General features: G+C 55.2%; 11 protein-coding genes. 2 read left to right on the forward strand and 9 right to left on the reverse strand.

The genetic code is table 11. From position 1 onward, the window contains the following. Positions 1–14 precede the first annotated feature (14 nt). On the reverse strand, positions 15–629 hold the full coding sequence (locus B723_RS21230; protein ID WP_017338815.1) for a hypothetical protein: 615 nt from the start codon (positions 627–629) through the stop codon (positions 15–17). Next, complete coding sequence (locus tag B723_RS21235) at positions 626–1924, reverse strand: sialidase family protein (RefSeq protein ID WP_031318917.1); 1299 nt, start codon at positions 1922–1924, stop codon at positions 626–628. The genes B723_RS21230 and B723_RS21235 overlap by 4 nt, the downstream gene beginning before the upstream one ends. A gap of 444 nt (positions 1925–2368) precedes the next feature. Here B723_RS21235 and B723_RS21240 point away from each other — a divergent pair, with 444 nt between their 5' ends. Continuing rightward, on the forward strand, positions 2369–3031 hold the full coding sequence (locus B723_RS21240; RefSeq protein ID WP_017338817.1) for a dTMP kinase: 663 nt from the start codon (positions 2369–2371) through the stop codon (positions 3029–3031). Positions 3032–3086: 55 nt separating this feature from the next. Here the strand turns inward: B723_RS21240 and B723_RS21245 are convergent, their stop codons facing one another. The 6 genes from B723_RS21245 to B723_RS21270 form a co-directional block, all read right to left on the reverse strand. After that, on the reverse strand, positions 3087–4238 hold the full coding sequence (locus B723_RS21245; protein ID WP_017338818.1) for an MFS transporter: 1152 nt from the start codon (positions 4236–4238) through the stop codon (positions 3087–3089). Positions 4239–4334: 96 nt separating this feature from the next. Next, positions 4335–5369, reverse strand: a complete 1035-nt coding sequence (locus tag B723_RS21250) for a GlxA family transcriptional regulator (protein ID WP_017338819.1) — start codon at positions 5367–5369, stop codon at positions 4335–4337. Between the two features lie 48 nt (positions 5370–5417). Next, positions 5418–6767 carry an MmgE/PrpD family protein gene (locus B723_RS21255; protein WP_017338820.1) on the reverse strand — a complete coding sequence of 450 codons (1350 nt, stop codon included), beginning with the start codon at positions 6765–6767 and terminating at the stop codon, positions 5418–5420. Positions 6768–6854: 87 nt separating this feature from the next. Next, a complete protein-coding gene (proX, locus tag B723_RS21260; RefSeq protein ID WP_080995141.1) occupies positions 6855–7898 on the reverse strand; it encodes a glycine betaine/L-proline ABC transporter substrate-binding protein ProX in 1044 nt (347 codons plus the stop codon). Between the two features lie 66 nt (positions 7899–7964). Then, entirely contained in the window at positions 7965–8969 is a 1005-nt protein-coding gene (gene proW / locus B723_RS21265; RefSeq protein ID WP_274521491.1) for a glycine betaine/L-proline ABC transporter permease ProW, read from the reverse strand. A gap of 8 nt (positions 8970–8977) precedes the next feature. After that, positions 8978–10015: a quaternary amine ABC transporter ATP-binding protein gene (locus tag B723_RS21270; RefSeq protein ID WP_017338823.1), complete on the reverse strand. Its 1038-nt coding sequence runs from the start codon at positions 10013–10015 to the stop codon at positions 8978–8980. 448 nt (positions 10016–10463) lie between these two features. Here B723_RS21270 and B723_RS21275 point away from each other — a divergent pair, with 448 nt between their 5' ends. Then, positions 10464–11417: a LysR family transcriptional regulator gene (locus tag B723_RS21275; RefSeq protein WP_031318919.1), complete on the forward strand. Its 954-nt coding sequence runs from the start codon at positions 10464–10466 to the stop codon at positions 11415–11417. A gap of 132 nt (positions 11418–11549) precedes the next feature. Here the strand turns inward: B723_RS21275 and B723_RS21280 are convergent, their stop codons facing one another. Next, a complete protein-coding gene (locus tag B723_RS21280) occupies positions 11550–12785 on the reverse strand; it encodes an aromatic ring-hydroxylating oxygenase subunit alpha (RefSeq protein ID WP_017338825.1) in 1236 nt (411 codons plus the stop codon). Between the last annotated feature and the right edge of the window lie 287 nt (positions 12786–13072).

Consider the following 13072-nt stretch of genomic DNA (forward strand, 5'->3'; position numbering starts at 1 on the left):
AATGTCGTTGAATCTCAAACGGATCCGGACTCTTTCACTGAGCCACGCAGCGTGCTCAACCTGCCATACGACCAGCGCACCGCCAGCATCAGCAGTGCCGCGCAGCAATACAGGCCCAGCAGCGGATCAACCAGGTAATCCCAATAGTTATGCGAAGGTTTTACCCCGACGATGAAGGCCAGGGTCGCACTCGCGAGCATCACGACGGCCAGGTAACTGCGCAGGTAAAACAGACCTGCCGTGAGCAGTGCGACGAAGATCAGCAACGGACGCGGGCTGAAGCCAAACCGGTAAGGGTCCAGATAACTCAACCCCAGCGTTGCCGGGTAGAGCACCAGCGCCATCGCAGCGAAGATGATCAATACGCTGGTCGTGCTTTGCTGCGCAGGCGGCAGGAAACCCAGTCGCCGCAAACACCCCCACGCCATGAACACCAATGTCGTGACCGCCAGGTCATCAATGTGGCTGCGCAAGTACGCAGCCAACGACAAACCACCCAGCGGTATGAAGCTGGCTGCCAGCAAGGCGATCAACAGCGTGATCCTCGCGGTCGTCTTTAAACCGAAGGAAGGCAGCAACAGAAAGATGATCAGGGTGAAGCTGATATGGGCTTGCCACAGGTTGATCATTTGGCACGCTCCGACAACCATGCATCGTTGAAGGTGACGTGCTTGATGAAAGTGTTGTTCCAGGAATAAACCAGGTGATACATACCGTCGGGACTTCGGATGAAGTACGGGTATTCATATTCGAAACTGCAGCCTTGCGCCTTACAGACCCGGGTGTCGAGGTTGTTCAGGAACTGCGCCTCCAGCGGTTGGCGAAGTGCGCCACTGGATCCGCGAAACTCTCTGCCGATGATTTCCTTGTACGCCTCGGGTGAAAACGTATCGCCCTCCGGATCGGGTGATTTGTCGAGATCCCGCAGCGAGCGCCAATCGTCCATTTTTGCGTCGGTACCATAAAGACTCAGTTTGAAGCGGCCCTCCTGCAAATCATTGAGCGCCACCAGCAACCCGTGTTTGGGCGTTGCGATGGCGGCCAACGAGGAGTTCGGATTGGAGGGGTCGAGCGGATAAGGATCGCTCCAGGATTGCCCGGCGTCTTCAGTGCGGGCCGCCAGCACACGGTGATGGGTGTTTCCGGCATAGCGCAACAAGGCGATACCGCGCTGTCCATCCAGCGGAACGACCGTGGGTTGCAATGAGTTGTTGCCATGGCTGATGCGGAATTTATCGATCACATCACCGTCTGCGCTCAGGTACAGGTACTCGGCAAACTTGCCCAGAAATTCGTGATAGACCGGCAAGCCGATGGAACCGTCGGCATGAAACACCGGGGCGGAACGTACCAGGGTGCTGATATTCAGAAAGGGCGAGGTGATCAATTGGCGCGGCGCGGACCACTGGCGACCATAATCGTCAGAGACCATCACATTGACCGCACTACCGGCCCAGCCCCCCATGGACACCGACACGTAGAACAGCCAGAGGCGGTTGTCCGGTGCGAGCGCAATGACCGGGTTGCCCAGTTTGCGGATGTATTTTCCTGTGCCCTGTTGGGTCGAATCCCGCGTCGCCAATACCTGTTCCGCCCCCCATTCGCCAGTTACCGCGTCGAAGCGGGCAGAGCGCACCTGAACGTCGGATGCGCCTTCGCGGGTACCCGCGAACCAGACCGACATCAGACTGCCGTCAGGCAAGGCGGTTACCGCCGAGGAATGCACGAAGTCCACCAGGCCGGATGAGGCAAAACGACTGGTATAGATGGGTTTGGCAACTTGATCAGTCACCGCTCTTACGGGACTCATCAAGGCGAAGGATGAGTGCACAGGAGCAGGATGGGTGAACCATGCGACCGAAAACAGGCAGGAAAGGGCTAAATAGGCCCCGAAGGCAGGGAGGGTGGGTAGGTGGATGCGCATGATTAAGGCTGTGCATCTCATGGCCAATTCAGGCCGCTCAACCTATCACTTGTAGTTACAGGTTCGATGTTTTGCGAGCTGCTATTTTGTAAGCAAATAATTGTAGCGCGGATGCGTAGTCCAGAGCCTATATCTATCAATAGGTTACAACCGAGATTGGGTACCGGACCGTTAATCGTATTCCTGAACTGGACGGCGGATGGCGTCATGGCGTCATGGCGTCATGGCAAAGGTGTCCCCTCTGCGGCCGAAGGTCAGGAATGTGCTCGATGAGCCGATCAAGCTTGAGCATTGGCAGTTTTGAGACCCGTTAGCCAGAAACCAAGTTAGAGTGTTCATCAAAGTCCGTTCATAAGGTCCCTCCACTCGATTCGCGTAGTCGCGCCAAGCGCTTCCAGCGAACGAACCGGGCAAAAAAACCGAATCTCAATCATTATGTGAAGAATGAATCGTCCGCTGTTTGTTTCTCTAGATGGGCCCAAGGGAGCCGGCAAAACCACACTGTTGGAAGCCGTGACGAAAGTACTGAGGGCCGACAACAAAAAGGTGATCCGACTTTGCGAGAAAAAAAGCGATCCCTATAGGGGGGAAACAATGACCCTCGTTAACAAGCTCGTCAGAAATCCCACTCGGGATCTGGAGTTGAGGGTTTGTGAGCGCTTTGCGGATAGCCGTACCTGGATTTCCCGGCACGTGCTGACTAAACAGCCACCAGACAGCATCATCCTGATTGATCGGTGGTACCCGTCAGATGCGGCGTTTCGCCGGTTAGTCCCGTTTGCAGAAATTCTACAGTTGAACATTGACCGAAACGTGCGAGTGCCAGACCTGCATGTCGGGGTTGTCACCACTCCTGACATTTCGTGGGCGAGGGCGGCGGCACGAGGGCGCGGGCTGGGCAGTACCGTGATTCATAAGCTGGAAGAACATGTCGCTTGTACAGAGGCGTTCGAGCGAGCAATTGCCGACCACGGCTGGGTGTTGTGTCGTAATGAAGGATCGATCGAAGACGCAACGATGCAGGTGGTTTCCGAGATCTATAAAGTCCTTCGTCGCAGGGATTGCCCAAGTGATACATCCATCGAGTTGTCGCGTGACCCTTTCTGAAGGATGAGCTCGATTCGCAATGGCCTATGCCGAAGTGGCGCCTGAAGAAATCCGGCTAATTGCGAAGCAACCGAGCCGTAGCACTGACAAAAACCAGCAGCACACTCACGCAGCCAAGAGCGAATGACAAAGTGCTCAGATGGGCGACCGCCCCGATAAATACGGGTCCTACCAGAATCCCCGCGTAGCCCATCGAGATGACAGCGGGGATGGCTACCGCCTGTGGCATGCGTTGCTGGCGGCCTACAGCAGTAAAGAGCACAGGGACAATGTTCGAGCATCCGGCACCGACCAGCGCGTAGCCAATCAGGGACGCGGCCCAGCCATCGATACCAAGCGATACGAGCATGCCTGCGGCTGCGCAGAGTCCGCCAAGCGCAACGACGCGCACGCCGCCCAGTTTGCTGACGATGGCATCCCCTGTCAGGCGGCCCACCGTCATGGCAGCCGCGAAGGAGGCATAGCCCAAGCCGGCCATGCTTGGCTCTAACCCTCGGGTCGAGACAAGGAAAACTGCGCTCCAGTCGAGTATTGCACCTTCAGTGAGGAAGACGATGAAACAGAGCGCCCCTAAAAACAGCACGATACCCCTGGGCACCGCGAACAATGGCCCACCCCGTTCGGTGCCATAAGTCAGAAAAGCAGGCGCTGCCTTGTAGAGCGCTCCCAAAACGGTGGCAACGATGCAGAGCACAGCAATCAGCGGATGCAGGCCCAAGGTCAGCAGAGCTGTCATCGCCCCGGCGCCCAATATGCCTCCAACGCTGTAAAGGCCATGGAAGCCGGACTGAAGTGCCTGCCCGCTGTTTTTCTCGACGATGACGGACTGTATGTTCATGGCGCAATCCAGCATGCCCATGCTGGCCCCGAAAATAACGACAGCGATGACCAGGCCAGGCAGCCACGCCACGGTGCTCAACAGCGGAAAAACGGCGCACAAGACAATCGTCGCCCAGATTACGACCGGGCGGCATCCATAGTGTGCAGTGAGATAGCCCGCGAAGGGCATGGCCACAATGGATCCACCACCCAAGCCAAGCAGCAGCAACCCCAGGCCACCATCGTCCAGGCCCGCACGGGCTTTGACCAATGGGACCATAGGCGCCCATGCGGACATGAGTAAGCCCGCGATCAGGAAGGCGATGCGTGTAGACATCCGCTCGCTGTGGTTAGCCGTGGGGACCAATACCGGGGATGGCGCATTCATAATTCTCGGTATTCCTTATCGATGATGCTAGCCATCGTTTGCTCGGCCTGGACAGTGCGGATTCAGGTTTTTTTGCGGGCCCGATTTTCGGAAAACCTAGCGCCTGCGCTCATACGTAGCTCTATAGCTGCTTGGCGCCACGCCAAAGAAGTCCCGAAAGCGCATATGGAAGTTGGCGAAACTACAAAAGCCGGTCGCAATCGCGATATCGGTGATAGGCCGATTGCTCTGCAGAATAAGCTGCCGCGCCCGAGTCAATCTCAGTTCAAGGTAGTAGCGTGTGGGCGTGGCGCCCACGAAACGGCAGAAACGACGCTCCAGTTGTCGTCGGGAAATATTCACACACTCAGCCAGCTCGTCGATCGATAGCGGTTCTTCGATATTCTTTTGCATCAGTTCTAAAGCGAGCTTCAGGGTTTGGGGCAAGGTGGGGTCTGAGTCAACTATGACAGTCGATATCCCGGAGACTTCAGAGGTTTGATCGCAACTGAGTATTTCCTCGACAGCATGGGTCAGCGACACGCCTTGTTTAGCGGTGATGAGCTCCAGCATCATGCGTAACGAACTGCTGGCGCCGGCGCACGTGATGCGGTTGCGATCGATGACGTGCGTTCGACGAGAGACCAGCACCTTGGGGAAAACATCCTCCATCATCGCTCGCCCATCGGGATGGAACGCACACTCGACGCCGTCCATGAGTTGAGCTTCTGCCAGGAAAAATGCCCCGTTCCACAAACCGCCCATGGTCGCGCCGAGGGAGGCGGCGTTACGCAGCTTGCGCCGTAATAACGGGTCGCTGATCAGCTTCACTCGCAACCCACCGGCGACGATGAGAACATCGATGCGATCCGATAGTTGTAATAGCTCCAGGTCTGCTGAAATCGCAATTCCCAGATCGCTCATCACCAGACGGCCCCTGATGCCGACAGTCAACACTTCAAACGCCGGTGTATCGCTGATCAGGTTGGCAGTCACCAGCGCATCGATAGCGCCGGTAAATGACATCATCGAGAAGTTGTTCATCAGTACGAAAGCTACACGAGTCACCGCCTGCGGCTTTACTGGTTTCTGCGCCGTACAGGAGTAGCCCCTGTTCTTGTCTTTGAGCACGCTCTCGAATACGAAGGGCATAAATCCTCTTTGAAACCTGAACGAATAGCCATGAAACCGTTGTGCAATCTAGGCAGCGGTTTTTGGAGCGGACAACAACAACTCAAAGAATGATTGGCAGTCACCACTGCCGGGCAATGCTTCAACACTGTGCTTGATGGCATTGCTGAGTGTTGTCCCCAAGCTGTCATCAGCGAGTAAATGGTATTTGGCGATAAGTTCGTCACTCGACATAGGGTTGCCGGGGTCGCCCTTGGCCGTTGCGGTCGGGCTCGTAAGGCGCGTGCCGTCTTTCAGGGTAACCGTGACGCGGGACAGAATTTCCTCCGGGAACCTGGCGGACAGGTCTGGCGCCTCATGGAGGGTTATTTTCTCGCTGATACTCAAGATGTCTGGCGCGTGAATGGAATCCCCGGTGACCTCTTCAGGCCCCAGCTTCCCGCGAACGATCAGGGCAGCCAGGGGGAACGCCAGCGCATATTGGGCCTCGTCCGCATTCTTTGGAAAATGCCCCTGCAGGCACACAGACTCGTGGAAAGTTTCCACATCAATGGTCTCGATCAACGCTGCAGTGATGACCGGGTGTGCTCGCATCAAATCAGTCATGGCCGTGAGCGCCGGTTGCGCCCAGCGACAGACCGGCCACGGTTTGAAATATTGTTCGTCGATCTCCCAGCGGGTTCCGATGTCCTGCCAGAAAGTGGAAATTTCCAAAGGTTCAACGGTGGCGGCTGGAGCGCCTGTGACACCTACCTGTGCCATCAATAGTGCGTTCAGTCCGGCATACGCCCCGGCGCCGTGGGCATCACGCAACATCGTCGGGAAGCTCACCAGGCGCATCATCGGGCACCTCGGGCCGAAGTATTCCGCGATACCGAGCGCATGACGGAACGTCGTTTCATCAAGCTTCAGCAAGCGGGCGCCAGCACAAACGACCCCGATCCCGGAAAAAGCACCTGAGGCATGATATTCAGGGGCGGTGGCCATCAATGCCTGGCCCGCCCGTAACGCGGTCTCGTAACCGATGCACAGTGCGCTGAGAAATTCTTCGCCGCTGATGTCCTTGCCTTGACTGCGACAGGCGTCGACCAATGCAACGATGGCCGGGACCACGGTCGCACCCGCATGCCCCTTGGAGGTGAAGTGACCTTCATGTGCATCCAGGCTATCAACGCAGAAACCGCCCGCATACGCGGCACCCAATGGATGTACGGCTCTGCCGTCGAACCAGAGGCGGCTGGACAGCTTGTTGGCGGAGTAATGGGTGTCAGCGTAGGTTTTGAGCATCACGCTGGTTTGATTGTTGCGAGCTCCGGCGGCCACACCAATGATGTCGAGCAGGCAGGTTTTAACCAACTCGCGTGTATGCAGGGGAGCGTCCTTGTAACTGAAGTTCTGGACGAATGAATACAACTGCATTTCATGATTCCTGAATGATGAACACCGAAACAGATGAAAAAGTTGCCCGGGGGAGGGCAACCTTTTATGCAGATTTAAATGAAGGGACTAGTTTTTGGCGGTGGCGGTATTCGCCGCAGCGCGTGCGTCTGCCAGCCAGGTGTCATATTTCGCGCGATGGGCCGCGATCCATTCTTTGGCGTGACGAGTAATGTCGGCTGCACTTTTCTCACCATTGTGCATTTTGAGATTTTGCGCGCTTTCATCGTCGGTAGTGATCTGCATTTCAGACAGGAACTTCACGGCGGCCGGATTTTTCTCGGCGAACTCTTTATTGATGACCGCTCTGACACTGTCTACTGCGAACCCAAGGTTTTTACCATCGAAGGTCGTGTTGGTATCGTTTTTGCCACCTGGAAGATCCGTACGCGGCACGGTCAACCACACAACATCTTTACCTTCGACCAGAACACCGGAGATCCACTGAGGTACCCAGGTGTAATAGAGAATCGGCTTACCTTGTTTATAACGAGCGATGGTGTCCGCCATCAATGCGAAATAGGAGCCCTGGTTATTGGAAACGGTCTTCGTCAAGTCATAGGCTTTCATCTGGTGCGCAATGATGAGCTCACAGCCCCAACCCGGGTTGCAACCCGTGAGGTCGGCTTTACCGTCACCATTGGCATCGAACAGTTTGGCAATTTCCGGTTTCTGCAAATCCGCGAGCGAGGTGATGTGGTGCTCATCGGCCGTTTTTTTGTCAATCATGTAGCCCTGCAACACGCCCGGCATGATAGCGCCGGTTTTCACCATCACCTCATCGCCGCCAGCCTTCTCGTAGAAGGATTTGTGCAGTTCCTCCCACAGATGCACGGAGAAATCCGCGTCACCATTGGCAATCGCAACCATCATGGTTGAGTACTCGGTTTCCTTTGGCGTTTCAACGTCGTAACCCAATTCCTTGAGGCCCGCCATTGCAATTTCTCCGCGAAACCGCTCCTCGGCGATTGACGGAAAGATCGGGGTGATGGAGACCCCTTTTCCGGGCTCCTGCGCCGAGGCGGCCGATGCGAACACAGGTGATACCGCTAACACTAAAAGCGCCACAGAATGAATGAATTTCTGTTTTATTCCGAAGGTTGTGAAGTTCATTATCGTCTACCTTGGCTGGTTAAGAAGTTGGCATTTCTTTTGGTTCACAACGCGCCGCTAAGCGAATTAACTTTCTTTGGGACTCACTTCTATCTTTGTAATGGTGTTCTTTCTCTTCAGACGGTAAACGACACCCGCAGGACCGGTCTGGTACCAGTGCTCGCCTTTGGTTGCCCTGTTACTGCGTTCGCCCATTGCCTGGGTCAGGCGGTCGAGGAAAATCGCCAGCAGTACCAGGCCCAGTCCACCGACGGTTGCCAAGCCCATATCAAGGCGGCCAATCCCGCGAAGAACCATCATCCCCAAGCCACCCACCGAAATCATTGATGCGATCACCACCATGGAAAGTGACAGCATTAATGCCTGATTCAGACCGGCCATGATCGTCGGTGCAGCCAAAGGCAACTGGACCCGCCTCAGCATCTGGCGAGGGGTGCATCCGAAAGCCCGGGCCGCCTCAATCTTGTCTTCCGGTACCTGTCGAATTCCCAGATTGGTAAGCCTGACCAGTGGTGCTACCGAAAAGATGATCGTGACCAGCACCCCCGGTACGTTGCCTATACCAAACAGCATCACCACGGGTACCAGGTAGACAAATGCAGGCAGTGTTTGCATGGCATCGAGTACCGGCCGCAGCAGCATCTCCAGCCGGTCACTCCGGGCACACAGGACACCCAGTGGTATGCCGATAGCTGCACAGAAGAACAGTGAAGTGAGCACCAGGGCGAGGGTGACCATGGCGTCACTCCATACGCCGATCACTCCCAAGAGGGTCAGGGTGACGAAACAGAGGATTCCAATCTTTCTCCCTCCTACCTGCCAGCCCAGGAGCGTCGCAAAAATAATGAATATTGACGGAGGAATAGCCAACAATCCGAACTGAATACCATTAAGTACCTGGTCGATTGGCCATCTTATTGAACGGAATACTTCGCGAAAATTATGAACCAGATAATTCAGGGCAACTTCTACCCATTGGCCCAAAGGAACATTGATGGATTGAAACGGGTCTAGAAAACTGAATTCGTTCATGTCATCACCTGAGTATCCGAGCCTGGCAAGCCAGCAAATAGTGACTATTAATGTCGGCTCATTGTTTGAAGCAGCAGGCTCTTGGAGATCGTGCCTTTGAACACACCCTGGCGATCCAGCACAGCCACTGGATTAACGGCATCAGCCACAATGTGAAAGACGTCCTGCAGGAGTACATCGTCGCGCAGCGTTGGCGTGGATTGATCCATGGCGTACGGATGCTCTGCGCAGATCTTGGCAACATCGCCAGCCTTGAGGATCTTCGAGGCATCAAAGCCTTTGAAGAAAGCTCTGACGTAATCGTTCGCGGGATTGCAAAGCAGCGCTTGCGGGGTACCGATCTGTACAACCTGGCCACCCTCCATGATCGCAATGCGATGGCCGATGCGAATCGCCTCTTCAATGTCATGGGAGATGAAGATGATGGTGCGATGCTGTTCTGCCTGCAGGCGGATCAGTTCACCCTGCATTTCGTGGCGAATCAACGGGTCGAGTGCGGAGAAGGCTTCGTCCATCAGCAGGATGGCGGGGTCGTTGGCCAGCGCTCGGGCCAGGCCTACCCGCTGTTGCATACCGCCGGACAGTTGGTGCGGATAGCTGTAGGCGTGGCCATCGAGCCCCACCTGCTTGAGTGCTTCGAGCGCACGTTTATGCCGCTCACTTTCCTCGACGCCCGAGATTTCCAGGCCGAAAGCAACGTTGTCGATCACACTCATGTGGGGCATCAGGGCAAACGATTGAAACACCATGCTCATGTCTTTGCGACGAACGCTGAGGAGATCGGCATCCGACAGGCCGGTGATTTCCTGGCCGTTGAGATGGATGGTTCCGGAGGTGGGCTCGATCAGTCGATTGAACAACCGGACCATCGTCGACTTCCCGGAACCGGAAAGCCCCATGATGACGAAAATCTCTCCACGTTTTACGGAGAAACTGGCATCAAAAACGCCAACGACTTGACCTGTTTTGCTGAAAATTTCACTTTTATCAGCACCGCGAGCCAGCATCTCCATCGCGAGCTTTGGCTGAGCACCAAAGACTTTGTAAATGTTTTTTACCGAGAGTATCTCGTCACCAAGACTCATAACCCCTCCTGCTGCAAATACGACGTAAGATCAAGAATTTGGATATACGTATCTTGATCAGTGAAAACGGTGCTTATGGGGGCAGTCAAGCTGGGAGAAAGGTTGCGAGTTAGTCATTGTGACCATCCTCTTAATTATGTGATGTTTATTATTCTTGTTTTATCGGTGCTGAATTAATCAGTGCCTTGAGACCCAAGTTATTACCTTATAGAGTCAGCGTCTAACAACATTTCTTCCAGCCAATCAATAACGTCATGTTATCAATCATTTAAATATGTCAATTTGCGACTGCGATGATGCTAGTTGCGAAGGCGACTGCCGCGGGCGCTGTCTTAGCCCCTCTGTTTCGGCTACGCTCCAGCGTAGGCTCTAGATGGAACCTTCTCGCCGAACTCATCGCTCACGGCCCTCCAAACGGCCCCGAACCGGATATTCAATACTCTAGGTTATGGTTAAGCACATCGATCCAGACATGACGCTGCTGAAAATGCCGTCTCTGAAAGCAGTGAAGTCATTCGTAGCCGCCGCCAAATATCAGAGCTTTACGCGTGCGGCTGAAGCGCTGTGCGTTACTCAAGCGGCCATCAGCCGTCAGATTCGGGAGCTTGAGGCGTACCTTGGGGTGGATCTCTTCAAGAGGGTGGGGCGAGCAGTCGAGTTGACGGAAGCCGGGTCCATCTTTTTTGATGCGGCACAGCTATCTTTCGTCAATATTTCCCAGGCGGCGGAGCGCATTCGTACCAACAATGCGGGCAAGCGTACGTTGACGCTTTGCTGTTCTCCCGCGTTTTCGGCCCTCTGGCTCGCAGCGAAGTTGCCGGGTTTTTTTACCAGGAACGCAGACATCGACCTCAATCTGGTCACCACTCAAAACTTTTTGTCGATGGAGCCGGGTGTAACTCCGGACATCTTCATCACCAAAATGGCCAGAATTCAGGATGGCTACCGCAGTTATCCGTTGTTTCACGACGTCATCTACCCGGTGTGCACACCTCGTTACAAAGAGGAGCACCCTGAGCTGTCCAGCCTGGAAGGATTACGCGACGGGGTTCTGCTCAACCTCAGCCCCTATGGCAGATCCCAGGTAGCGGAGCACGTTGACTGGGGCGTCTGGCTGGCTTATCACGATGTTGATATCGAGAAACGCCCCCACGACAGCCCTCATGTTTTCAACGCCAACGACTACAACCTGGTCATCAGCATGGTGTTGACCCATCAGGGCGTAGCCCTCGGATGGAATCACCTGGTGGCAACCCTGATCGAAAACGGCACGCTGATTCGGCCGATCGAAGAGGAAGTGGTTCTTCATGAAAGTCAGCACTACCTGACATTTCGTGAAGACCGGATCAATGACGATGCCTGTTGCCGGCTACGCGACTGGATTCTCGCTCAGTTTTCCTGAGCTGTCTGGAAGAAAGGAACACGGCCAGCGGCTGAGCAGTCACTGGGGTGGCGGAGAGGAGAGGGGATTGAAGGTGTGAATCAAGATACCGGTGGTGATCATTCGTGGTTCTCACCACCGGCAGTGCTGCACTTAGCCGACAGATCTTAACGGGATCGTGTCATTGAGCTGCTCAAGCATCGTTTTGCAGTACCAGTCATCAAACTGGCACACACCAATTTCGCTGGCCACCGACAACGGACCTGGCTCGAAAGCTGGAGAGCTGACACCCACCTGTGCACCTTCAACCAAGGTGCGGTCCTGGTCATTGGTGGCAAGCCAAACCTTGGTCAGGCGATCGATGTCGTAGTCGACACCTTCCTGCGCGTCCTTCTTGACGAGCCATTTTGTAGTGACCAACGTCTCGCCCGGACCGATGGGCAGAACGCGGAAGCTCAGCGCGTGATCGCCCAGAAAGTGGTTCCAGGTTGATGGGTAGTTGAAATAAAGCAGCGCACCGATGTTGGCCTCACCGGTGGTGTCCAACCGGCCAGCGACCGCAGGCTTGCCATCCATTGTGTAGCTGACGGCCCCGGAAAACAGGGGAATGCGCGTCATTCGGAAACGACCTTCATCATCCATGACCAATCGGCTAGGCAGACCGGCCGCCTCGCAGCGATCCCAGTGCTCCTTGAGTTCGAGATCTTCATCGCCGCCGGCGCCGCCCACGGATGGATTGTCCACGAATGAATGCATTAATTCCGGGTGAGTAAAATCGCAGTGGTAGCACTCACGGTTGTTCTCGAACACCAGTTTCCAGTTGCCTTTCTCGATGATGTTCGACTCAAACGCGACTTTGCAGTCGTCCAGGTTATGAGGCGCAACGAAAGGGGTGACGGATTTTCTGAACGACGAAAAGTCTGGGGCGACATCTGCTACGCACACGTAGATGTACGTTTCGACGACCTCACAATGCACGGACTTCAACCCATGCTGAGACTTGTCGAAATCTTCCCCCATGTTCCCGGCGAACAGCAGGCGGCCATCCAGTTCGAATGTCCATTTGTGGTAAGGGCACACCAGCTTGGCGACCTTGCCGCTTGCTTCCGGGCACACCTTGGAACCGCGATGGCGACAGGCGTTGTGGAAGGCACGGATCTGCTTGTCTGCGCCGCGCACGATAGCGACCGGGTAATCGCCGATTTGCAGCGACATGTATTGACCCGATTTCTCCAGCTCAAATGTGTGCCCGGCGAAGATCCAGCTTTTGTGCCAGATCTGTTGCAGATCCTGCCTGTAAACGTCGGGATCGCTATAAAGGGCACCTGGCAGCGCGTGGTCAGGCTTGCGCTGCGCGATTAGATTTGAAACTGCCGATTTAGTGCTCACGGTCAACACACTCCAAAATACCAAGGGGGCGACACATTCAGCCTGCTCAGCGAGGTGAGGCCAAACGGTCCTGAGTTCGCAGTACCGTCTGTGGATGCAAGCCCATCAAACCGTGCTGCTGCTAGCCGCGATCCGGAACGTTTTGCCACGTCCAGGAAGCGTTTTACGAAAAATGTGCCTTCTTGGATGGTGGTGCCATCCGTGCACTCATCTCGATCGAATCCTTATTACGGCAGACAATTCCGTAATGCCGATGTTTGCGTCAATAGCAACATTTCTACAGCACC

It is taken from the genome of Pseudomonas fluorescens NCIMB 11764, assembly GCF_000293885.2.
In the GTDB taxonomy this organism is placed as follows: domain Bacteria; phylum Pseudomonadota; class Gammaproteobacteria; order Pseudomonadales; family Pseudomonadaceae; genus Aquipseudomonas; species Aquipseudomonas fluorescens_B.